The sequence below is a fragment of the Rahnella sp. NRRL B-41462 genome (genome assembly GCF_003263525.1).
GTDB classification, from domain to species: Bacteria; Pseudomonadota; Gammaproteobacteria; order Enterobacterales; family Enterobacteriaceae; genus Rahnella; species Rahnella aceris.
Genome location: NZ_JYDF01000014.1, coordinates 1 through 23,223, shown reverse-complemented (window position 1 = coordinate 23,223; position 23,223 = coordinate 1). Strand labels below are relative to the sequence as shown.

Sequence of the window (23,223 nt, the reverse complement as noted above, 5' to 3'; positions counted from 1 at the left end):
CACGGGTGGGACTGTTGACGCGGTATAGCAGGGGTGTTCGGGGCGACGTTTATATTCGTTCTGTATGTTGCCAGCCAAATACACAGGCTGGCAACGGGGTTTATATGTTTTCTTTCAGTAAATGCTCTGTTAATGCTTTGTGGGTGATTTTATCGCCACAATCAGAACATCATCATCATCCACGGATAACCGATGACCAGTAAGGCAATCAGGAAGATGGCTCCGAAGATAGTGCCGAGACGCCAGTAATCTTTGGTTGGCAGATAACCGCTGCCGTAATAAATCGGGCTTGGGCCGGTACCGTAAGGTGTGATGATCCCCATAACACCCAGAGACGTCACCATCAGCAAACAGAATACCTGCATGTTAATGCCAGGGATTGCCGCGCCGATGGTCAGCATAGCCGGTAACAGGGCGGTGGTGTGCGCCGTGGTGCTGGCGAAAAGGTAATGCAGCAGGTAGAACGCCAGCAGCAGGGCAATTGTCGCCGCGCCCGGGGAGATACCGCCCATCAGTGCTGCGCCTTCTTTACCCAGCCAGGCGATGAAACCGGTGCGGGATAAGCCGTCAGCCAGTGCTACCAGCGTGGCGAACCAGGCGAAGGTATTCCAGGCCGGTTTGTTGCTGGTGATGTCGTTCCAGTTCAGAACGCCGGTCCACAGCATCAGTACCACGACCAGCAAAGCAGCCATGGCCGGTTCGATAAAGCTCGCAGCGAAAATCCACATCGCCAGCGCGCAGCAGACGAACACCAGCAGCAGGATTTCGTGACGGGACATTCTGCCCAGTTTTGCCAGCTCAGCGGTTGCCCAGCGCGGCACTTCGTCATTGATTTTCACTTCCGGCGGGTAGAACCAGTACGCCAGCAGCGGCATAGTCAACAGAAGCAGCAGACCGACCGGCAGGAAGGCGATGAACCAGGTGCCCCACGAAATGTTGATACCGGTTACGCTGTTCACGATACCCAGCGCCAGCAGGTTAGGCGCCAGTGCAGAGAGAAACATCGAACTGGTGATACAGGCTGCGGTGATCGCCACCCACATCAGGTAAGAACCGATTTTACGTGCGCTCGGGTCGTTCGGTTTTGAGCCATACAACGGCGGCAGGTTAGCAATGATCGGGTAGATCGTGCCGCCGCTGCGCGCGGTGTTGGACGGTGTGAAGGGTGCCAGTAACAGATCAGCAAAGGTGATGGCATAACCGAGCGTCAGGCTGCGGCGGCCAAGATATTTCACCAGAATCAGCGCCAGACGGCGGCCGAACTGGGTTTTATCGTAGCCGGCGGCAAACATGAACGCGCCGAAGATTAACCATACCGTGGAGTTGCCAAAACCACTGACCGCCCATTTGAAGGACTGTGCTGCGGTTTTGAATTTAGGATCCGCCAGTTCAGCCGGGCTGAAAAGCAACCACTGGCTGAAAAGGGCGATGACCACCACACCGGTTAAGCCGATAACGGCCCCCGGCAATGGCTCGAAGATCAGACCGATAATGACGCCCACAAAGATGGCGAAGAAGTGCCAGGCATGAGGTTCCAGACCGGCAGGTACAGGAACGAGCAGCAACAGCACGGACACCAGCACGGGAAGTACCATAAAGATCCAGCGATTTTTTTTGCCGGATTCGGCTTTTTTCGCTGGTTCTTTCACCGCAGTTTTTGATATTTCGCTCATAATATTTATCTTAGGTAGTTAGGAATATTGTGATGATGCATAGGTAAGATGTCGTTTGGTTTTTTTAGTTACTTAATCTTTTTTTTAATTATTCAATAGTGGCATGTTAATTGCCTCGTTATTGTTATTTTTGTTAAGTGCTTACTATTCCCCGTAAGAGGGAGGAAATGTTTATATAATGCGTTTTCCCTATTTTTAACTGTTGATCTTGATCAACAAAATACGGTGCTGAATTCTTTTTTAAATCGTATGAAACCGTTATGCAGAGCCTGCCTGATTAATTAAAGGGCAATTTGTGACGGGGGTATCTTTCGGGGTAACGGAAAGCAAAAAATGGAGTAGGGCAAAATGAGAGTCATTCACAGCCACACTCCCTCATCAGGCGATCTGCCACCTCTTGCCAGCGGACGGGTTCCGTGATCTGCCGAAGGGAAAAGCCCGGAGGATGTAATAATCATCTCATCAGTTAAATACAAATAAGATTGTAGTTTGCATTAATGTGATTATTTAATTTAATAGTTAACATAATTTTAATATAACAGGTGTTAAGTTAATAGATAAATAGTTAATTAACTAATGTAATAAGTTTTGGAAGTAAAAATAAACTTATATTAATAGCATGACATCGGCATTGAAATAAAAACAACGAATAATAAATCAATACTCCACTGCGCTTATCTAAAATAGCTCAAATAGCGCGCCGATAACGAATTCAGAATTTAAAACCTTAAAGTTTGGAGTAATTATTATGAGCACCAACCACCTGTTATTAAGTCCGTTCACTCTGCCCAATGGTACTGAGTTGAAAAACCGCATTCTGATGGCGCCAATGACCACCTGCACCGGCTTTTACGACGGCACCGTCACCAGCGAGCTGGTTGAATATTACCGCGCCCGTGCCGGCAGCATCGGCACCGTGATTGTTGAATGCTGTTTTGTCGATGATAAAGGTCTGGCATTCCCCGGCGCTATCGGTATCGATAACGACAGCAAAATCGACGGTCTGGCAAAAATCGCCGCAGCCGTGAAATCTCAGGGCTCAAAAGCCCTTTTGCAGATTTATCACGGTGGCCGCATGAGCGAGCCAAAACTGATTGGTGGCCAGCAGCCGGTTGCGCCAAGCGCACTGGCGGCACCACGTGACGGTGCAGCCACACCGGTGGCACTGACGGCAGATGAAGTTGACGGCATGATCACCAAATTCGGTGAAGGCGTGCGTCGTGCGATTGAAGCCGGTTTTGACGGCGTGGAAATCCACGGCGCGAACACCTATCTGATCCAGCAATTCTTCTCGCCGAATTCCAACCAGCGTGACGACAAATGGGGCGGCAGCCGCGAAAACCGCGCCCGCTTCCCGCTGGCTGTTCTCGATATCACCCATGAGATGGCGAAGAAATACGCCGATTCTTCTTTCATCATCGGTTATCGTTTCTCACCAGAAGAGCTGGAAGAACCGGGGATCCGTTTTGCCGACACAATGTATCTGCTGGAACAGCTTGCTGCCCGCGGGCTGGATTACCTGCATTTCTCCCTCGGTTACTCGCTGCGGCCTTCCATTGTTGATACCACTGATCCAACGCCACTGATCGACAAATATGTCGCGATGCGTTCCGACACACTGGCCAAAATTCCGGTGATGGGCGTGGGCGGTATCGTGAATAAATCCGATGCGGAAATGGCGCTTGAACACGGCTATGACATGATCGCCATCGGTAAAGCCTGCATCGCTTATCCGGACTGGACTGACCGTATCGCAGCCGATCAGAAACTCGACCTGTTTATTGACAGCACACAACGCGAAGCCCTGACCATTCCTGAACCGCTGTGGCGTTTCTCGCTGGTGGACGCGATGATCCGCGACATGAGCATGACCTCGAAGAAATTCAAAGCCGGTGTGTTCCGGGAGAAAGTGCAGGATCCTGCGCATGAACTGGCCGTTAACGTCAGTCTGGAAACCGACCGCATTACGGATATCGCGCTGGAAGCGGGCGCGGACACGGATGTGGAATTCACCACCAGCTTTGAAATTATCCGCAGCCGTATTCTCGACGCTAACAGCCCGCACGTCGATGCGGTGACCGGCGCAACCGAGCAAAGTGAAGCGGTGAAAAAAGCCGTCTCCAAAGCTATCGCCAAATCCTGCAAAGCGCAGTTGCTGGAAGAGGGCGGCAGCCTGAATGAACCACAAAACTACGACGTTGTGGTCGTCGGCAGCGGCGGTGCCGGTCTGGCGGCAGCGATTCAGGCCTGTGACGAAGGGGCGAAAGTCCTGATCGTCGAGAAAATGTCGACCATCGGCGGTAACACCATTAAAGCGTCGGTCGGTATGAACGCCGCGGAAACCCGTTATCAGCGCCTGAAAGGTATCGAAGACAGCAAAGAGCTGTTCTATCAGGAAACCCTGAAAGGCGGTCAGTTCAAAAACAATACTGTGCTGCTGAAAGAGTTCATCGAACGTGCGCCGCAGGCGGTGGAATGGCTGGCCGATCACCATATTGAACTGAGCGATATCACCATTACCGGCGGGATGAGCATCGACCGCACACACCGTCCGGCGGACCGCAGTGCAGTGGGCGGCTTCCTGATCAGCGGTCTGGTGAAGAATCTTAACAAACGTAATATCGACGTGATGCTCGATACGTCGGTCACGGAAATCCGTTATGCCGATGGTGCGATACAGGGCGTGCAGTTGCTCAATGACGACAATGAAGTGCTGATGATTAATGCCAAAAGCGTGATCGTCGCCACCGGCGGTTTCAGCGCCAACCGCGAAATGGTGGTGAAATATCGCCCTGAACTGGACGGTTTCGTGACCACCAATCACAAAGGCGCACCGGTAGCGGCATCGCCATTCTGCAGAATATTGGCGCAGGCACGGTGGATATGGGCGAAATTCAGATCCACCCTACGGTTGAACAAACCACGTCTTATCTGATTTCGGAGGCCATTCGTGGCGGCGGGGCGATTCTGGTCAGTCAGGCGGGAAAACGCTTCTTCAACGAAATGGAAACCCGCGACAAAGTATCGGCGAACATCATCGCGTTGCCGGAGAAATTTGCTTACGTGGTGTTTGACGAGCAGGTGCGCCTGAACAATAAAGCGGCTGATGAATACATTGCGAAAGGGTTTGTTATCAGCGGCAGTTCACCACGTGATCTGGCGGCGAAACTGGAAATGAACTCCGATGCCTTCCTGGCAACGCTGGAAAGTTACAACGTCGCCGTGGATAAACAGCACGACACGGAGTTTGGCCGTAAAACTGCGCTGCGCCACCCGATCAATCAGGGGCCGTTCTATGCTATCCGTATCGCACCCGGCGTGCATCACACCATGGGTGGCGTAACCATCAACACCGAAACCTGCGTGCTGGACGCGCAGCAACAGGTGCTCGGCGGCGCATTCGCGGCGGGTGAAGTGGTTGGCGGTATCCACGGCGGCAACCGTATCGGCGGTAATGCCGTTGCAGATATCATTATCTTCGGTATCCTTGCAGGGCAAAACGCCGCGAAATTCGCGATGCGGTAACCGTTTATCACGCAGGGTATTACAATGACGCCAGACGATCGTGTTTATGCTTATTCCGCTGTTTTGATGGGTTCGCCCATTCTTCTCAAGCTGTTTGAACATAACGAAAGTCTGGCGTCTGGCGTTTTCAGGCTGATCAAATTGCAGGAAAACACCTTCACGGTGAACCGCGCGCACTCCGATATTATGGCGATTAACCATGCCGCAGGACGTGACCCTGTCACCGTCAGCGAACCGGTCTATGCATTAATCCGCCGTGCGAAAGCCATCAGTTGCCTGCCGGACAGCCATTTTAATTTCACCATCGGCCCGCTGGTCAAGCGCTGGAAAATCGGCTTCAACGGTCACACCATCCCGGCTGCACAGGATATCAAGACATTGCTGGCGCTGACCGATCCTGAAGACGTGATCCTTGATGAACAAACCCGTTCGGTGTTTCTGCAAAAAGCCGGAATGGAAATAGACCTCGGGGCGATTGCCAAAGGTTATATCGCCGATGTTGTGCGGGATTACCTGCGGGAACAACAGGTTGAGAACGCATTAATCAATCTGGGCGGTAACGTACAAACGCTGGGTTCCGGTGCGGAAGGGACATGGGCGATTGGGCTGAAAAAACCGTTTTCGGACCCGGACGCGCTGATCGGTGTGATCAACGTCATCGGCAAATCGGTGGTGACGTCCGGTATTTACGAGCGTTATTTCGAACTGGACGGTCACTGTTATCATCATATCCTTGACCCGAAAACCGGTTATCCGCTGGATAACGAACTGCTCAGCGTGACCATTGTTTCTGAGGATTCAATAGACGGGGATATCTGGACAACGTTGCTGTACGGGATGGGCGTGGAGAAGAGTCTGGCATATATGTCGCAGATTCCGCACATCGAGGCGATTTTCGTCACCCGCGACGGGCGGATTATCTTGTCATCTCAGCGGCAGTTTACCTTCATGCCACTGGATGACTGTTACCGTCTGGTGACTTACTGACAGTATTGCTTCAGCAACGAGTAGTGATCGGCCTGCAGACGGTAACGATATACCGGCCGGCCCGTGACGCCGTAATGAATGCTGGTGAACAAAATGTTCATCTGTGCCAGCCAGATCAGGTATTTACGACAAGACACCCGCGAAATATTCACTGACGTTGCCAGTTCATCCGTGGAAAATTCCATTGTCGGATGGGCATCAATCCACTGACACAATGTGCGTAATGTCTGCAGCGTTAAGCCTTTCGGCAACTTTTTGGTGTCCGCCGCCGCAGTATTGTTGCCGTGGATCAGCCGGTCAACGTCTGACTGTTCGTAATACTGCTGATTATCCATCAGTGTTTTCTTCTGCTGCCAGCCGGTCAGTGCTTCCTCGAAACGGGAAAACTGGAACGGTTTGATCAGATAATCCACCACGCCATAATTAAGCGATTTTTTGATGGTTTCTGCATCTGCAGCCGAAGAAATGACAATGACGTCGACAGGCCGTCGGGCGTTACGCAGTTCAGGCAGCAAATCCAGCCCGTTATCCTGCTGCATATAGACGTCGAGCAATATCAGGTCGATAGACAGTTCTGAATTCAGTACCAGATCTTTCGCCTGTTGCAGCGTCGACGCGGTGCCGCAGCACGCGAAGCCGTCAATCTGGCCGACATAACATCGGTTCAGCTCTGCCACCATGGCATCATCATCAACTATCAGTACATTGATCAAGAATTTGTCCTCTCGGCATCCCAGGGAAGTTGTACAAAAAATTGAGTGTAAACATCAGGTTCCGATTCTACAGTAATCGTTCCGCCGAGGCTTTCCACTTGCTGTTTAGCAAGAAAAAGTCCCATGCCCCGCTGATCGCCTTTCGACGACACACCCTTTTCGAATATTGCGTCAATATTTTCCGGCTGAATGCCCGGCCCGTCATCACTGACGATGCAGGCCAGCGAACCATTCTGATAGTGCAGCAAGACGCTGACTTCACCATCAGGCTGATCGCCAAGCGCATCCAGCGCATTTTCAATCAGATTGCCCAGCACGGTAATCAGTGCTGCCACCTGATCTTCATTATTATTATCCGGCAGCAGACTGTCATCGCTGAGCGTTAACAGATGCCGGGTGTCCGATGCGCGGTTCATCTTGCTGAGCAGGAAACCGGCAATTACCGGAGACTTTATTTTCAGCAACAGTGAACCGATTTCCGCCTGATAGTTATTGGCCGTTTTGAGAATGTAATCCTCAAGCTGAGCATAACTTTTCATGTGCAGTAATCCGAGGATCACATGCAGTTTGTTCATGAATTCATGCGAACGTTCACGCAACGAATCTGCATAGTTTACCATGCCGCTCAGGCGCTGCATTAACTGGCTGACTTCGGTTTTATCCCTGAATGTACATATCGCGCCAATGATGACGCCGTTGTTGCGTACCGGTACGGTGTTGCTCAGCAGCAAACGCCCCTTGAAGTTGATTTCTTCGTCACGGCGCGGCACGCCGGTATTGAGCACATCGCGAAGGTTGGCGATAAGTGGCAGGGAATCGGCGTCCGGCGTTACGTCGATGGCGGTTTCACGGAAAGTCTGCCGCGCCGTCTGGTTGATCAGCGTGACATGCGCCTGATCGTCGACGGCTATCACCCCTTCTTTGATCGACTGCAGCATCGCCTGACGTTGTTCAAACAGCGTCGAAATTTCATAAGGTTCCAGCCCGAACAAAATACGTTTGAGCAATTTCACCAGACAGTAAGTGCCCAGCGCGCCGACCATCAGGCCGAAAAGCACCGTCCACAGAATACTCCAGCGACTTTTATTGATTTGCTCCGTGACTTTGACCAGCGAAATCCCGATGGCAACCACACCGATTTGCTTATGGTGGTCATCATAGACCGGCGTGAATACGCGCAGCGCTTTGTCGAGCGTACCTTTGTTGATGGAGACATTTTCGTTGCCGAGCAGCGCCGGATTAATGTCATCGCCGATAAAATGATGACTGATCACATCCGCATTCGGATGCGAATAACGGATGCCATCCATATTGGTGACCACAATAAAGAGCAGGTCATTACGTTTTTGCACTGCGCTGGCGATGGGCTGAATTATATTACTGTCAGGGGGCAGCAGCAGAGCGCGTTTTGTTTCGGGCAAATCTGCCATGGTTCTGGCGACGGCCAGGGCCTTTTCTTTCACACCATCGCGGGTGGTGTCGCTTACCTGAACAAAATAGAGCATATGGACAACCAGCAAAACAGACGCAATCACGGCGCTTATCATCAGGCTGACTGACGTGCTGAGTTTCATGGGGTGCTTGCGCACGGAATGGCGTTGCTGCGAGTCGCTCATGGGAGCCCCGGAGAGAATAGAGCCAAATGCTCATTGATAATTTTGATGGTTCGCGTTGTTCATCCGGTGGTATGGCGTAGAACTCTGCGTGAACCATCCCTGTTCACGCATAATGATATGTTTATTTGCTTGATACTTCCGCTATTTATTACTTTCGAAAGTGCGATTTACGGTGCGGGAACCGCAATAAAAAAGGCCTGAATCTCTTCAGGCCTTATCTTTGCAATCCTGATGACAGATTACTGGAAGTAAATATCGCCGTTTTCGGCTTTGAGGATCTTCCCGTCGGTGTCGGTGATCAGCGCGTAGCTGCCGCCGATGTAAGTCCAGTGGCTGCCCGCATCGGGTGCAGGCAGGTGACGTTCCTGCCAGCCGACGATTTCATAGGGTTTGGTGCGGTACAGCGCAGGCACCTGATCGCCGATGGAATACAATTTGGAATCATCGTAGAACGATTTGATTTCATGTGAGTTTGACGCGGCAAATGCCGTGTTAGCCAGAGGTAACAACGATGAAACAACCAGGGCTGATAACATAACAATTTTAGAATGACGCATAGATTATCCCGTTAAAACCATCAACTTAATGCCTGCCTCGGTGATATGCCGCCAGTCCGTTGTATGAGCAGTAAAGCCGAAGCCTGTGCTTTTTCTGTAGGGCAGGATAATAACGAGAAAGTGAGCGCAGGCTGGGAGGTTTTTTTGTGTCGAAATGCAAATGGCGCAACAGCCAGCCCGGACATGATGACATTTAAGGCTGTGCCGTTGCTGATAAGACTTCAGAACCGTCCGATGATTTCAACCAGCCTGTCTGTATGTTCTATGGTTAAGGTTCATTCATTTTCTACATGCGTTTTGTAGATTCATTTTAAAAATAAGGAGTGTTTATGAACAACAAAACAATCCCGATCTCCCTGAATGAACCTCACGTTGATGCGTATCCGACGCCGCCGTTTGAGCATCAGAAGCAGCCGTTTCCGGGGCTGGCCAGCAAAATGCACCCTGTCCCCGATCATGGCGAAAAAACCTACAAAGGCAGTGCCCGGCTGGAAGGGCGTAAAGCGCTGATCACTGGCGGTGACTCCGGCATTGGTCGTGCGGTGGCGATTGCCTTCGCCCGCGAAGGTGCGCAGGTCGCCATTAATTATCTGCCGGACGAAGAGCCCGATGCCAAAGAAGTGGTCGATCTGTTATGGGCCGAAGGGCGGAAAGTGATCGCCATTCCGGGCGATATCCGTGACGAGAAATTCTGCCAGCAACTGGTGAAAGAAGCCGAAGAGAAACTCGGCGGGCTGGATCTGCTGGTCAATAACGCCGGTCGTCAGCAGTTCTGTGATTCGATTAAGGATCTGACCACTGAAGCGTTTGACGCCACGTTCAAAACTAACGTGTATGCGATGTTCTGGATAACCAAAGCGGCGCTGGAATTCATTCCTCGCGGCGGTTCGATCATTAATACCACCTCCGTGCAGGCGTTTTTACCGAGCGATAACTTGCTCGATTATTCATCAACCAAAGCCTCGATCATGGCCTTTACCAAAGGGCTGGCTAAACAGCTCGCGGAGGATGGCATCCGCGTGAACGGCGTTGCACCGGGGCCATACTGGACGCCGTTGCAGATTTCAGGCGGTCAGCCGCAGGAAAAAATCGAGTCGTTTGGTGAGCAGGCTCCTCTGAAGCGTCCGGGGCAACCTGCGGAAATCGCCGCGATATACGTGACGCTGGCCTCAAATGACAACAGTTATTCCTCAGGACAAATCTGGTGTTCTGATGGGGGAACCGGCACGGTATAAGCCGCCTTCAGCAACGCCAAAGCCCGTCATTGACGGGCTTTTTTATTCAGACATTTTCCCGTGCATTGGTACGTCATAAATAATTACGTTGCTAATTAATTCGGCATAACCCTTCATCTTTACTCATCTTTTACAGGTACCAGATAACCACTGCTTTTATTCTTCGTGTCTGTGTGATTGCCCGCGCTCTGCATGCGGGCTTTTTTTTGCCTTAAAATGCTTTGATAGATATCGATTTAATAATAAGCAATCAGATTATTCCAATTATGCTATATTTGAAGGAATCATTTTCTTTTTTGTGCAGAGTGCATCACATGCCGGATATCAAAATTGTTTGCGAGCAATGCGGGGCAGATCGTTTCATCGCCGCAGTGAACTCGCCCCTGGCAGAGACCGTACATTCTCTGATTTGTGCCGTTTGCCAACACCCGGTGCGGGTGGAAGAAGTTGTTATCTTCAGGGACGGTATGTATATCAGTGGTTCCTATGACACTTTCCTGACCGAACCTGGCAAATTGCATAATTTTATTCTCTGAATATTCAGCGTCCGTTTTGCCTTACTGGCAATAAACATTGAAGCGCAAACAGACAAAGATATCACCATGATTAATGCCAGCCCGCCCAGTTGTCCCCGGCCCATGCCTGCTCCTGCAAATAACGACGAGATAAACAGCAGGACTGGTGTCCGGTGTTTCCCCGTTACCATTTTTAGTGCCAGTTCAGTATCACAGGTCGTCTGGCCTACACGCCGTCCTGCAACTTTCTGATTTTATTGGCGGATTTCAGAGACTGATTGAGATCCTGAATGCGCTTCATGGTTTTCAGGGTCCGCGATGCGGTAGCCGAGGCAAGGGATAAAATCAGCATTTCCAGACAGACCAGTACCGTGCCATGGAGCGGCATGCGGCCATTTTCACCACCGCGCGGAACATTGATGACAATATCAGCTTGCTTTGCAAAAAAAGAATCACTGGCGTTGGTCAGTAAAATGAGAGGGATATTCAGACGCTTTGCTTCCTGTATTGCCGTTCTGCCCTCACGATGAGCACTTTTCTGCGCCATCATGATCAGGACATCGCCGCGTTGCAGGTTTATGAGCTGTTCCGCCAGCGCAATGCCTGAGCGGTTAAGTGATACTGCCGGAATGCCAATCCGGCTAAAAAGCCGTGTGCTGTAGTCCGCTAAAATGCCTGAAGCGTTCAGACCAAACACCGCCACCTGACGCGCATTAATCAGCAGCGCGATAGCTTCAGAAATGGCCTGCCGGTTAGCGGGCTCGGCCAGCGTATCGCATGCACGTTTATGCCCGTCGAGAACGAAGTTGATACCCGAATTGATATCGCTGGCCAGTTCGCTGACCGTCGTGCTCATCTTCTCTTCCGAGTTCACCTCCGTACCAAACCAGGCTTCCAGCGTCTTTTTCATGTCGCGTAATCCGGCGAAACCGAGTGCCTGAACGGCGCGTACTACAGTGGCATCCGAAACTTCTGTCGCGGCTGCAATATCCATTGCCGTGGCTTCCAGCGCCGATTCACGGTTGTTGTGGATATAAGACACCACCGCCTGCAAGCCGGGAGACAGTGAGGGCGCCCGGGCGCGGTAGCGTTCACCGAAAACATCAATACGTCTTTTTACCGGAATGGCAGCCATGTAATTTTACCGATCCTGTTAGTTTTGAAAGGCTTACCGGTGAATGCAAAGCATTCACACTGTGGGTTTATTTTAACAATGTAGCGTTTTTAGCAGCAAAAATATTCAAATTCTTCTGTGCTGAACCGGAACCCTATGCGGCTGAAACGTCGGGTTTCAATAAAAATTATTTAAAAACAGTTTGTTAAGTTCTGCTGAAAGCAAGATGCCTGCCGTAAAGTCATGATTTCTTCCTGTAGCAAAATTCTGAAACATATCATTTACTACTACATATCTGCATGTTGGAATGATTATCAATTGCATTACGGGGAAGTGCGTTATATTTAACACCGGGTTGATTGAAATGAATAATAAAAAACTGTTTGATTTTAAAAGAAAAGGCCATCCGGCGATTCTTGCTGCTATTTATGGCGTTGCGATGCTGGCGCCTGTTACGGGGTATTCAGCCGCAGACAGCGACACGCTGACCATCACCGGAAATGAGACGAACGATCAGGGATACAGCGCAGGCACCAGTTCTGTTGCCAGTAAAACGCCCACACCGCGCCTTAACGAGGCACAATCGGTCAGCGTCGTGACGCGACAACAACTTGACGATTATCAGGCCACAAGTCTTTCTGATGCGATGCGTTTTGTCAGCGGTGTCAGTGAGGGGAATACGCTCGCGGGCACGGAAGATGGATTTGTCCGGCGTGGTTTTGGTTCCAACTCTGATGGGTCCATTTATCGCGACGGCGTCCGCAGCAGTCAGGGTCTCAATTTTGATGCCACCACCGAGCGGGTTGAAGTGCTGAAAGGTTCCGCGTCATTACTCTACGGGATCCAAAACCCCGGGGGTGTCATCAACCTGGTCAGTAAAAAACCGCAGTATGACTGGCACACCAAAGTCAGCGGACGTTACGCCAGTGAAGGTGGCGGAGCAGGGACAGTGGATGTCACCGGCCCGCTGGGTAATGGTTTTGCTTTTCGCATGATTGCGGAAAAACAGGATCAGGATTACTGGCGTAATTTTGGCAGTGATAAACACACCCTGATTTCGCCTTCGCTGCAGTGGTACGGCGAAAAGGCCAGTTTCCTGATCAGCTATTCTGATTACCGCTACGACATTCCATACGATCGCGGAACCGCTTTTATTAACGGCAAACCGATCGATATCGGCTATAAGGACCGGCTGGATGACAAGTCAAACCGCGCCTGGGGTCATAATAAAACGCTGAACGCCCATTATGACTGGCAGTTCAGCGATGACTGGAGCACCCGCCTGACGCTGGGATGGAACCAGCGCCGCTACAATAATGACGAAGTCAGGGTGACAGCGGTTAACGCGACAACCGGCGCCGTGACGCGCAGGGCGGATGCCAATCGCGGTTTTAATCACAAGACCAAATATGTTTCCTGGGATCTGCTGGGTTCACAGGACATTCTGGGTATGAATCATGATCTTGTGCTGGGCACTGATTATGAGATGAACCAGACTTATCGTGCGCATCAATACCAGGGCAAAGCCAACAGCAGCTTCAACTTTATGGATCCGCAATACGACATTCTCTCCCCGGTCGCCGACAGCACGACTGAGAATACGGCTAACGGCAATAACCTGAACCGGATACACAGTCGTTCGGTGTATGCCAAAGACAGCATTTCACTGACACCGGACTGGATTGCGGTGCTTGGCGGCCGTTATCAACATTATGAGCAGCGAGCCTCAAAAGGCTTTGACCCCGTCGTTCAGACGCTTGATTCCGAAGGGAATAAGTTTTTACCTCAGGCCGGTCTGATTTATAAAGTCACGCCAGAGGTGTCTCTTTACAGCAGCGTCAGCAAATCCTTTACGCCCTCAACGGATGTAGACGATGACGGCAACGTAGGAAAACCTGAACAGGGCACTACCTGGGAAGTGGGCAGTAAATGGCAGATTACGCCACGCATGTTTGCCAGCGTGGCGCTGTACCGTATCGATGAGCGGGACATGTCACTGAGCATTAACGGCGAAACACGCGCCATTGATAAAGCACGTTCCAGCGGGGCGGAATTTGAGCTGAATGGTGAGATCCTTCCTGACTGGGAAGTCAGTGCCAATTACAGCTATGACAAAGCCGAAATTGTGGATGACGGTGAAAACTCTGCGAATAACGGCAACCGTTTGCAGAATGCGCCGCGCCATTCGGGCGCGCTCTATCTGAGCCATAATCTGGTGATTAACGGCCTGCCGGGTGATTTCCGTGTCGGCGGCGGGGCGCGTTATGTCGGCACCCGTGCGGGAGACCCGGAGAACAGTTTCACGTTACCTGATTATGTTGTGGCTGACAGTTTTGTTGCGTGGAACAACCGTCTGTTCGGGGAGAAGACGCAGCTGAAACTCAACCTGAATAACCTGTTCAACAAACATTATTACACGTCCAGCGGCGGTAACCTGCGCGTGCGCGAAGGTGAAACCCGTAATCTTATGGTGCAGGCAAGTGTTGAATTCTGATCTGCGGTTGACTCCGCGAGCGCGTAGATATTCTGTTATGACTGTGCTGTTTATGTTGTTGCTGACGGGCTTTGGCGTACAGGCCCGCACTGTCATCGATATCGACGGTAATCATGTGGACATTCCCGATAATCCGCAACGTATCGTGCTGGGCGAAAGCCGGATGCTTTATACGCTGGCCCTTCTGGAAACGGGTGATCCTGTCAGACGGATTGTCGGCTGGCCACTCGATCTGAAGAAGTATGACAGCCAGACCTGGGACATTTTTGCGCAGCGTTTTCCGCATATATTGACGATTCCGTCGCTGGGGTTGGGGGGAACAAATGATATGAACCCTGAAAAGGTGCTGGCGCTGAAACCAGATCTGGTGATCCTGCCCAGCCTTGCGCGCTATGACGATGCCGATTTGCGTCTTAAAGAAATGCTCAACGCTGCGCATATCCCGATAGTGAAAATCGATCTTCGTGTCCATCTGCTGAAAAATACTACGCGCAGTGTGAGTATTCTGGGCGAGGTGCTTAACCAGACTGCACGCGCCCAGGCATTTAATCACTTTTACGATACTCATATGCAGGTTATCCATGATCGTCTGGCCGCTTATTCCGGCCACAAACCGACGGTGCTGCTTCAGTTACATCTTGGGCGTCGCAATGAATGTTGCGTGACTGCCGTGAAAGGCAGTCTTGGTGAACTGCTGAATTTTGCCGGAGGGGATAATATCGCCAGCAAAACGGTGCAGGGTGTCTTTGGCCAGCTGAATGAAGAAACGGTTATCATGGCGCAACCTGAGGTTTATTTCGCCACGGGTGCAGGTTCTCCTGATGATCAGAATGATTTGAAACTGGGGCCCGCCATATCACCGGAAATGGCACAACAAAGTCTGCGGGAACTGACTGCCAGGCAGAATGGATTGCGTGAACTTAAAGCGGTGCATAACGGCCGCACCGGGATGATATGGCATAATTTCTACCTCAGCCCGTGGCATGTTGCCGCGACCGAGTTCATGGCAAAAACCCTTTATCCTGATGTGTTTGCGGATATCGAACCTGAGCAGACATTAAAACAGATCTTTCATGACTACCTGCCAATCCCCTATACCGGCACATATTTTGCCAACGGCAGCCGGTGAAGGGGCGTTGTTCTGAATGCATATTTTATCCTGAGGGGCTTTTTTCTTCGTAAATTCACCTGCCATGTCCGGTTTTCTGCCGCTATAAAATCTGTAAAAGTGGACATTAGTCGACTTTTCCTCTAAAACTTCTGCGGTTAATGCCAGACAATACCGGTATTCGGCAATCAAATAATAAGCGCTGAATGCTTAAGAGCGGCTGCAAGACAGCCGCCGGGCAAGGGTATTCACAACGATTACGACAGACTTTCTCTGGAGAATTTATGCATTCCTCTGTTAATAAAAACGAAAGCCGGACCTTCTTCGGCCATCCTTATCCGCTCGGCTCATTGTTCTTCACTGAAATGTGGGAGCGGTTCTCGTTTTATGGCATCCGTCCTTTACTGATCCTGTTTATGGCGGCGACGGTTTACGACGGCGGTATGGGGCTTGCGCGTGAAAACGCATCAGCTATCGTCGGTATATTTGCTGGCTGTATGTATCTGGCGGCGCTGCCGGGCGGCTGGCTGGCAGATAACTGGCTCGGGCAGCAGAGGGCGGTCTGGTACGGATCGATTCTGATTGCGCTCGGCCACCTGTCGATTGCGCTTTCCGCTTTCATGGGCGACAGCCTGTTCTTTATCGGCCTGATGTTTATTGTTCTCGGCTCCGGCCTGTTCAAAACGTGCATCTCGGTCATGGTGGGCACGCTGTATAAAAAAGGTGATGCGCGTCGTGATGGCGGTTTCTCACTGTTTTATATGGGCATTAACATGGGGTCGTTTATCGCGCCGCTGATTTCCGGCTGGCTGATAAAAACGCATGGCTGGCATTGGGGCTTTGGTATCGGGGGGATCGGTATGCTGGTGGCGCTGATTATCTTCCGTCTGTACGCCGTGCCGGCCATGAAACGTTACGACAGCGAAGTGGGACTGGATTCCACCTGGAACAGTCCGGTTGCTAAGAAAAACGGTGTAGGTGTCTGGCTGCTGGCGCTGGCCGCCGGTGTGGCAATCATCGTTGCGCTGATCTCGCAGGGCGTGATCGTCATTAACCCGGTTGCCGTCGCCAGCGTGCTGGTGTATGTGATTGCGGCGTCCGTTGCGCTCTATTTTATCTATCTGTTCCTGTTTGCCGGACTGAACCGGAAAGAGCGCGCCCGACTGCTGGTGTGCTTTATTTTGCTGGTCTCGGCTGCTTTCTTCTGGTCTGCGTTTGAGCAGAAGCCGACCTCGTTCAACCTGTTCGCCAACGACTACACCAACCGCATGATCGGTGATTTTGAAATTCCTGCCGTCTGGTTCCAGTCCATCAATGCGTTGTTTATCATCCTGCTGGCACCGGTATTCAGCTGGGCATGGCCGTTGCTGGCGCGTAAAAACGTGCGCCCGAGCAGCATCACCAAGTTCATCATCGGCATTTTATGCGCGGCGGCGGGCTTCGGGATCATGATGATGGCTGCCCAGAACGTGCTGAACAGCGGCGGGGCAGGCGTATCGCCATTATGGCTGGTGGGCAGCATTCTGATGCTGACGCTCGGTGAGCTGTGCCTGAGTCCGATTGGTCTGGCGACCATGACGCTGCTGGCGCCGGAAAGAATGCGCGGTCAGATGATGGGCCTGTGGTTCTGTGCCAGTGCGCTGGGGAATCTGGCGGCCGGTTTGATTGGCGGACACGTAAAAGCCGATCAACTGGATATGCTGCCTGACCTGTTCGCCCGTTGCTCCATTGCGTTGCTTATCTGCGCTGCGGTGCTGTTCGTCCTGATCATTCCGGTTCGCAGAATGCTGGAAAACGTTCAGTCTAAGACAGAACAAAAACCGGTGTCACATGCCTGATGGCGGGTAAGGTGTTTGTCGAATACCGCTAAGAATCAATAAGGCCGGTCTGATGACCGGCCTTATTTTTTTTAGATTTTCGTTATACGTTTGCCGTTTTCATCAATAACTGCTTCACCGTCTTCCTTGGTGAACGCGCCACGTTGCGCATCAGGCAAGATCGCTAATACCTCCTCAGAAGGGCGGCATAACCGGGTGCCCAGCGGCGTGACAACCACCGGCCGGTTGATCAGAATCGGGTACTGCAACATGAAGTCGATCAGTTGATCGTCGCTGAAATGATTGTCTGCCAGTTTTAATTGCTCATACGGCTCGACATTTTTGCGTAACAAGGCCCGCACGGGAATACCCATATCCGCAATCAGTTTTACCAGTTCTTCACGGGCCGGTGGGGTTTCAAGATACAAAATCACGGTGGGCTCAGCGCCGCTGTTGCGGATCAGCTCAAGGGTATTGCGCGATGTACCACAGGCCGGGTTGTGATAAATAGTGATATTGCTCATCAGGAGGTTCTCTTTTTCAATCTTAGTGTGAGGTCAGGCGTTAAACATCCGTTACAGCGCCACAGACAACCGCAGCGCTAAAGCTGCCAGCGTGACAAACAGCACAGGCAGAGTCATGACAATACCCACCCGGAAGTAATATCCCCAGGTAATCGTCATATTCTTCTGTGACAACACATGCAACCATAACAGTGTTGCCAGGCTGCCAATCGGGGTGATTTTTGGCCCCAGATCGCTGCCGATCACGTTGGCATAAATCATCGCCTCTTTAATGACTCCCGTGGCTGTGCTGCCATCAATCGACAGCGCCCCGATCAGCACGGTCGGCATATTGTTCATGATGGAAGAGAGGAAGGCGGTGATAAAGCCGGTTCCCAGCGTAGAGGCCCATAAACCCTGTTCTGCCAGCTGATTCAGCACGGCAGACAGGGCATGCGTCAGCCCGGCATTACGTAAACCATAAACCACCAGATACATACCCAGCGAGAAAATGACGATTTGCCACGGCGCGCCGCGCAGCACTTTGCCGGTATTAATGATGTGACCTTTCCTGGCGATAATATAAAGGATCAGTGCGCCGACAGCGGCGACCAGGCTGACCGGTACGCCGAGGGGTTCAAGACCAAAGAAACCCGCCAGCAGAAGGATCAGAACCAGCCAGCCTGCTTTGAAGGTGCTGGCATCGCGGACAGCCTCAGCAGGCTGTTTCAGCAGAGAAATATCGTAAACCGGCGGGATGTCTTTGCGGAAAAACAGGTGCAGCATGACCAGTGTTGTCGCAATGGCTGCCAGATTAACCGGGCCCATGACGGACGCATATTCCGTGAATCCCAGGTTGAAGAAATCAGCCGAGACAATATTCACCAGATTTGAGACGATCAGCGGCAGGCTGGCAACATCCGCGATAAACCCGGCTGCCATGACAAAGGCTAATGTCGCGCCGCGACTGAAACCCAGAGCCAGCAGCATCGCCATGACAATCGGCGTCAGAATCAGTGCGGCACCATCATTGGCGAACAGGGCAGCGACCATCGCGCCCAGTAAAATAATCCAGGTAAATAACAGACGCCCGCGTCCGTTTCCCCAGCGTGCAACATGCAGTGCCGCCCACTCGAAGAAACCCGATTCATCCAGCAGCAGGCTGATAATGATAACGGCAATAAAAGTGGCCGTTGCGTTCCAGACTATTTGCCAGACAACCGGAATATCACCCGGGTGAACGACACCCGTCAGTAATGCCAGACCCGCACCCAGCATGGCGCTCCAGCCAATGCCCAGCCCGCGGGGCTGCCAGATAACCAGAATCAGGGTGAGTAAAAAAATAGTACCTGCCAGCAACATGATCGACTCCGTACATATTTGTTATAGTGAATGTGTTTATGGTTTTAACATGAAACCGGTGACTTATTATTCAGCTTGCGGCGTATGTTTTCGCGGTCACAGTTCCATGCAGAATCGATAATCGCCGCTGACCATGCAGGCATTTGTGGTGAGAGGCGGTAATGTACCCATTTTCCTTCCCGGCGGTCTGTGACCAGTCCGGCTTCACGTAACAGCGCGATGTGACGGGAGATCTTGGGTTGTGATTCCGCTGTTGCGGCACAGATATCGCAAACGCAAAGTTCTCCTGATTCCCTGAGAAGCATCACAATAGTCGAGCGCGTTTCGTCGGCAAGCAGTTTAAAAAGCTGCGCAGGCTGTAACATATTGAGTCCCGTTGTGGATTAATAAAACATATGCTAATCCATATATGATGGCTTTCAAAGCACAGATTTCAGAAATGAACTCAGGGAAATATGGCGCCTGCTTTCGGTGCGCATAATCATGATTATGTTAAATACAGTATCAGATTCCAGAAATCGAAATCCTGGCAGGTTTGCGGATTGCGCTGACGTCAGCGCTAAGTGCATGAGTGATTGACTTTAATTTCAATAATAAGAAAATGTTTCTTTTCGCGCGACGACCAGACATCACCGGAGTTTATCATCGCTTTTTCCCGTCATTTTCCTTGCGTCACCGCCGTCAAACACCCTGGTGCCGTTGTGGCTTTTGCGCTGTTACTGGTGGCTGGCTGTGCCTCGACACCGCCAAAATCACTGGTGACGCCGCTGCCGCCAGTGGCGAAGCACCCTCTTCCTGGTCAACCTGTGCAGAGTCATGAACCCGTGCGCGGCGTCTGGCTGGCGACCGTTTCCCGCCTCGACTGGCCACCGGTTAATTCGGTGAATGCTGGCAGTGCGTCTTTGCGCATCAGCCAGCAGCAGCAAGCGCTGACTGCCAAGCTGGATAAGCTTAAAAGTCTGGGCATCAATACGGTTTTCTTCCAGGTAAAACCTGACGGTACTGCGTTCTGGCCTTCAAAAATTTTGCCGTGGTCAGATATGCTGACGGGTAAAATTGGTCAGGATCCGGGTTATGACCCGTTGCAGTTTATGCTCGATGAAGCGCACAAGCGCGGGATGAAAGTCCATGCGTGGTTTAACCCTTACCGTGTGTCTGTGAACACCAAACCTTCGACTGTGGCGGAACTGAATCAGACATTGCCACTGCACCCTGCCAGCGTGTTTGTGCTGCACCGCGACTGGATCCGAACCTCCGGGGATCGTTTCGTGGTGGACCCTGGTATTCCTGAGGCGCGCGACTGGATCACCAGCATCGTGGCGGAAGTGGTGGCGCGTTATCCTGTCGATGGTGTGCAGTTTGATGACTATTTTTATTCCGAATCACCGGGTTCCTCGCTGGATGACAGCCTGACGTTCCGGAAGTACGGTCAGGGTTACGCTTCTAAAGCCGACTGGCGGCGTCACAATACCCAGATGCTGATTGAGCAGGTTTCACGCACCATAAAACAGCTGAAACCGGGTGTGGAATTTGGCGTCAGTCCGGCGGGTGTCTGGCGTAACGTGTCGCATGATCCGGCAGGTTCACAAACTTCCGGCGCAGCGGCTTACGATGAAGCCTATGCGGATACCCGCCTGTGGGTGCAACAAGGTTTGCTCGATTATATTGCGCCGCAACTGTACTGGCCATTCTCCCGCAAGGCGGCGCGTTATGACGTGCTGGCAAACTGGTGGGCAAATGTGGTCAAGCCCACACATACGCGGCTCTACATTGGTGTGGCGTTGTATAAAGTGGGTGAACCGTCCAAAAATGAACCGGACTGGATGGTCAGCGGCGGCGTGCCGGAGCTGAAGAAACAGCTCGATATGAATGAATCCGTACCGCAAATTAACGGCACGATTTTGTTCCGCGAAAACTACCTCAACCAGCCGCAGACGCTGGACGCGGTCCGTTACCTGAAAAGCCGCTGGGGAAGCTGAAATAAGTTAGCTGACATCCATCTATGCTGAATTCCTTTGCCGCTGCTTCCAGTCCTCTGATCACGCGACGATAGTCCCGTGCACGGACAGAGAATGACAGTAAGGCACCGCCTGAACACGCAGGCGGTGCCTTTTTTATTGCGCGTTAAACCTTCATATCAGAACGTGTAATTTGCGCTGACCGAGACATTGCGCGGTTCACCGTAAACGGCGTAATCGCTGAGCCACGAGTAGTACGTGCGGTCAAACAGGTTGTTGATGTTGGCCTGCACGGACAGCTGTTTTGTCACCTGATAACGCGTGAACAGGTCCACCAGCGCGGTGCTGCCCTGCGATACACGATGCGTTTCGCCGTCCGGCCCGGTAGCATCCTGGAAGGTGCGGTTCTGCCAGTTTACACCGCCGCCGACGGTCAGATCCGGCATCATCGGTAACTGGTAACGGCTGAACAATTTCAGCTGGGTCTGCGGCATATTGCTGTTGAGACGGCTGCCGGTTTCGTCTTTCGCGACATAACGCGTCGCACCAAAGGTCATTTGCAGGTTGTCGGTCACCGCGCCGTTGATCTCAAACTCAGCGCCTTTGCTGACGGTGCCGCTGACCGCGACATACGCCTGCTCGCTGGAGCCGTTAACGTAATTGCTGCCATCTTCCTGTGCCACGTTATCCTGTTCGATACGGAATACTGCCATTGTGGCGGTCAGACGACCGTCCATCCACGCGGATTTAAGCCCGGTTTCGTAATTTTTCCCGGTGGTTGGGGACAGATAATGGCCGTTAATATCGCGGTCAGTCTGCGGCTGGAAGATGGACGTATAACTGGCGTATGCCGACCAGGTGTCGTTGATGTCATACACCAGACCGCCGTATGGCGTGATGTTGTTCTTGCTCATGCTGCCGCTGCTGCCATTGGTGCTCCATTGGGTATAACGTGCGCCAACGATCAGCGAAAGCGGATCCGCCAGTGAGAAGCGGGTGGCAAAATAACCGGCTTTCTGGCGGATGACATCGTCCGCATTCAGATACCAGTCTCCCCACTCCGGCTCGCTGACATTGCCGTTCCAGCTGTTGCCAAAACTGCCAATTGTGTCGCTGTCGAGAGAACCGTCTGCGCTGTAAGTCTGGTTGTGCTGGCGGCTGTAACTGACGCCAGCCACCATCTGGTGCTGACGGCCAAACAGTTCAAACGGCCCGGTGGCGTAAGTGTCGAGGGAATCCACTTTGCGCGTGCCACGGTCTTTACTGCCAAAACCGCTGAGACCAGTGCCCGTCGTGTGATCCGGGAAATCCATCAGATACAGCAATTTATCATTAAACGTTTGCTCGCCATGTGTGCCGTTTACACGGAATGTCCAGCCGTTATCAAAGTCATGTTTAACGTTGGCGAACACTTTACGCGACTGAATGGCATAATTCGTCCAGTCGGCGGAAGTGTTGGTACTGCGGTCATAATGCGTGCGCGAGCCGTCTGTGTACCAGGTTGGCAGGCCGCCCCAGGTCGGGTTGCCGGTGTTATTTTCCTGATAATCGTAACCGAGCGACACGGTGGTGTTATCGGTCACATCGGCATCCACCACGCCGTAGAAGAATTTTTTACGCTTGTGATAGCGATCCAGCCAGCTGTCCTGATCCTGATAACCGGCTACCACGCGCCCGCGCACCGAACCTTCCTGATTCAGCGGGCCGGAAGCATCGAGCACGTAACGCTGTTTGTTCCAGCTTCCGTAACTGGCGCTGATATCGCCGGTGAATTCTTTGCTGTCGGCGTGTTTACGCACCATGTTGACAGAGGCGGCCGGATTGCCCGCCCCTGTCATCAGGCCTGTGGCGCCACGCACCACTTCGATGCGGTCATAAATCGCGGTGTCTTCGGCGGCATCACCAAAGTTCCAGGTGTCGCTGACGGACGTTGGAATGTCGTCGTAAGTGTAATTATTGATGTAAAAACCGCGGGAGAAATAGGATACGCGTTCGCTGTCGATGACTTCCGTCGAGATGCCGGTGGTGTTATTCAGCACGTCCCCC

Annotated in this window: 16 protein-coding genes and 1 pseudogene; 8 read left to right on the top strand and 9 right to left on the bottom strand. The window is 52.0% G+C overall.

Annotation, left to right across the window (positions count from 1 at the left end; translation table 11 throughout):
- Positions 1-161 precede the first annotated feature (161 nt).
- Complete coding sequence (locus UC14_RS04710) at positions 162-1,673, bottom strand: anion permease (RefSeq protein WP_013578286.1); 1,512 nt, start codon at positions 1,671-1,673, stop codon at positions 162-164.
- A gap of 748 nt (positions 1,674-2,421) precedes the next feature.
- Here UC14_RS04710 and UC14_RS04705 point away from each other — a divergent pair.
- A pseudogene (locus UC14_RS04705) lies at positions 2,422-5,198 on the top strand (flavocytochrome c).
- A 24-nt stretch (positions 5,199-5,222) separates the two neighbouring features.
- A complete protein-coding gene (locus UC14_RS04700; RefSeq protein ID WP_112197324.1) occupies positions 5,223-6,185 on the top strand; it encodes an FAD:protein FMN transferase in 963 nt (320 codons plus the stop codon).
- Here UC14_RS04700 and dcuR read toward each other — a convergent pair.
- From dcuR to UC14_RS04685, 3 genes are all read right to left on the bottom strand, one after another.
- On the bottom strand, positions 6,179-6,898 hold the full coding sequence (gene dcuR, locus UC14_RS04695) for a two-component system response regulator DcuR (RefSeq protein WP_014416701.1): 720 nt from the start codon (positions 6,896-6,898) through the stop codon (positions 6,179-6,181). The two genes, UC14_RS04700 and dcuR, sit on opposite strands and share 7 nt — an antisense overlap.
- Positions 6,895-8,514: a sensor histidine kinase gene (locus UC14_RS04690; RefSeq protein WP_037032932.1), complete on the bottom strand. Its 1,620-nt coding sequence runs from the start codon at positions 8,512-8,514 to the stop codon at positions 6,895-6,897. Before UC14_RS04690 ends, dcuR begins: the two co-directional genes overlap by 4 nt.
- Before the next feature lie 239 nt (positions 8,515-8,753).
- The gene (locus UC14_RS04685) at positions 8,754-9,071 is read right to left on the bottom strand and encodes an RcnB family protein (RefSeq protein WP_013578291.1); all 318 of its coding nucleotides are present in this window, start codon (positions 9,069-9,071) and stop codon (positions 8,754-8,756) included.
- Positions 9,072-9,400: 329 nt separating this feature from the next.
- Here UC14_RS04685 and UC14_RS04680 point away from each other — a divergent pair, with 329 nt between their 5' ends.
- Together UC14_RS04680 and UC14_RS04675 are read left to right on the top strand one after the other, a co-directional pair.
- Entirely contained in the window at positions 9,401-10,306 is a 906-nt protein-coding gene (locus tag UC14_RS04680) for an SDR family oxidoreductase (RefSeq protein WP_013578292.1), read from the top strand.
- 314 nt (positions 10,307-10,620) lie between these two features.
- Positions 10,621-10,842: a hypothetical protein gene (locus tag UC14_RS04675; protein WP_013578293.1), complete on the top strand. Its 222-nt coding sequence runs from the start codon at positions 10,621-10,623 to the stop codon at positions 10,840-10,842.
- A 205-nt stretch (positions 10,843-11,047) separates the two neighbouring features.
- On the opposite strand, the gene UC14_RS04670 is transcribed toward UC14_RS04675, so the two are convergent.
- Positions 11,048-11,956: a MurR/RpiR family transcriptional regulator gene (locus UC14_RS04670; protein ID WP_112197323.1), complete on the bottom strand. Its 909-nt coding sequence runs from the start codon at positions 11,954-11,956 to the stop codon at positions 11,048-11,050.
- Positions 11,957-12,299: 343 nt separating this feature from the next.
- On the opposite strand from UC14_RS04670, the gene UC14_RS04665 reads away from it, so the two are divergent.
- The 3 genes from UC14_RS04665 (at position 12,300) to UC14_RS04655 (ending at position 17,375) form a co-directional block, all read left to right on the top strand.
- Positions 12,300-14,429, top strand: coding sequence for a TonB-dependent siderophore receptor (locus tag UC14_RS04665; RefSeq protein WP_112197322.1), 2,130 nt, complete (start codon positions 12,300-12,302; stop codon positions 14,427-14,429).
- A 37-nt stretch (positions 14,430-14,466) separates the two neighbouring features.
- Positions 14,467-15,558 carry an ABC transporter substrate-binding protein gene (locus tag UC14_RS04660; protein WP_112197321.1) on the top strand — a complete coding sequence of 364 codons (1,092 nt, stop codon included), beginning with the start codon at positions 14,467-14,469 and terminating at the stop codon, positions 15,556-15,558.
- Between the two features lie 263 nt (positions 15,559-15,821).
- Complete coding sequence (locus UC14_RS04655; RefSeq protein ID WP_112197320.1) at positions 15,822-17,375, top strand: peptide MFS transporter; 1,554 nt, start codon at positions 15,822-15,824, stop codon at positions 17,373-17,375.
- Between the two features lie 71 nt (positions 17,376-17,446).
- Here the strand turns inward: UC14_RS04655 and arsC are convergent, their stop codons facing one another.
- From arsC to UC14_RS04640, 3 genes are read right to left on the bottom strand one after another with little or no spacing between them, the layout of a single operon-like run.
- Entirely contained in the window at positions 17,447-17,878 is a 432-nt protein-coding gene (arsC, locus tag UC14_RS04650) for a glutaredoxin-dependent arsenate reductase (protein ID WP_112197319.1), read from the bottom strand.
- A gap of 51 nt (positions 17,879-17,929) precedes the next feature.
- Positions 17,930-19,219: an arsenic transporter gene (locus UC14_RS04645; protein WP_013578300.1), complete on the bottom strand. Its 1,290-nt coding sequence runs from the start codon at positions 19,217-19,219 to the stop codon at positions 17,930-17,932.
- Between the two features lie 44 nt (positions 19,220-19,263).
- Positions 19,264-19,584, bottom strand: coding sequence for a metalloregulator ArsR/SmtB family transcription factor (locus tag UC14_RS04640; RefSeq protein WP_013578301.1), 321 nt, complete (start codon positions 19,582-19,584; stop codon positions 19,264-19,266).
- Between the two features lie 279 nt (positions 19,585-19,863).
- On the opposite strand from UC14_RS04640, the gene UC14_RS04635 reads away from it, so the two are divergent.
- On the top strand, positions 19,864-21,198 hold the full coding sequence (locus UC14_RS04635) for a glycoside hydrolase family 10 protein (protein WP_049804369.1): 1,335 nt from the start codon (positions 19,864-19,866) through the stop codon (positions 21,196-21,198).
- A 158-nt stretch (positions 21,199-21,356) separates the two neighbouring features.
- Here UC14_RS04635 and fhuE read toward each other — a convergent pair.
- On the bottom strand, positions 21,357-23,223 hold a 1,867-nt coding region (gene fhuE, locus UC14_RS04630; protein ID WP_112197318.1), incomplete at its 5' end, for a ferric-rhodotorulic acid/ferric-coprogen receptor FhuE.

What these genes read in the sequence shown, in the direction of transcription:
- UC14_RS04710 (WP_013578286.1), bottom strand. Translation starts at nt 1,673, where the DNA reads ATGAGCGAAATATCAAAAACTGCGGTGAAAGAACCAGCGAAAAAAGCC.
- UC14_RS04670 (WP_112197323.1), bottom strand. Translation starts at nt 11,956, where the DNA reads ATGGCTGCCATTCCGGTAAAAAGACGTATTGATGTTTTCGGTGAACGC.
- UC14_RS04645 (WP_013578300.1), bottom strand. Translation starts at nt 19,219, where the DNA reads ATGTTGCTGGCAGGTACTATTTTTTTACTCACCCTGATTCTGGTTATC.
- UC14_RS04665 (WP_112197322.1), top strand. Translation starts at nt 12,300, where the DNA reads ATGAATAATAAAAAACTGTTTGATTTTAAAAGAAAAGGCCATCCGGCG.
- arsC (WP_112197319.1), bottom strand. Translation starts at nt 17,878, where the DNA reads ATGAGCAATATCACTATTTATCACAACCCGGCCTGTGGTACATCGCGC.
- UC14_RS04700 (WP_112197324.1), top strand. Translation starts at nt 5,223, where the DNA reads ATGACGCCAGACGATCGTGTTTATGCTTATTCCGCTGTTTTGATGGGT.
- UC14_RS04655 (WP_112197320.1), top strand. Translation starts at nt 15,822, where the DNA reads ATGCATTCCTCTGTTAATAAAAACGAAAGCCGGACCTTCTTCGGCCAT.
- UC14_RS04680 (WP_013578292.1), top strand. Translation starts at nt 9,401, where the DNA reads ATGAACAACAAAACAATCCCGATCTCCCTGAATGAACCTCACGTTGAT.
- UC14_RS04690 (WP_037032932.1), bottom strand. Translation starts at nt 8,514, where the DNA reads ATGAGCGACTCGCAGCAACGCCATTCCGTGCGCAAGCACCCCATGAAA.
- UC14_RS04675 (WP_013578293.1), top strand. Translation starts at nt 10,621, where the DNA reads ATGCCGGATATCAAAATTGTTTGCGAGCAATGCGGGGCAGATCGTTTC.
- UC14_RS04660 (WP_112197321.1), top strand. Translation starts at nt 14,467, where the DNA reads ATGACTGTGCTGTTTATGTTGTTGCTGACGGGCTTTGGCGTACAGGCC.
- UC14_RS04640 (WP_013578301.1), bottom strand. Translation starts at nt 19,584, where the DNA reads ATGTTACAGCCTGCGCAGCTTTTTAAACTGCTTGCCGACGAAACGCGC.
- UC14_RS04685 (WP_013578291.1), bottom strand. Translation starts at nt 9,071, where the DNA reads ATGCGTCATTCTAAAATTGTTATGTTATCAGCCCTGGTTGTTTCATCG.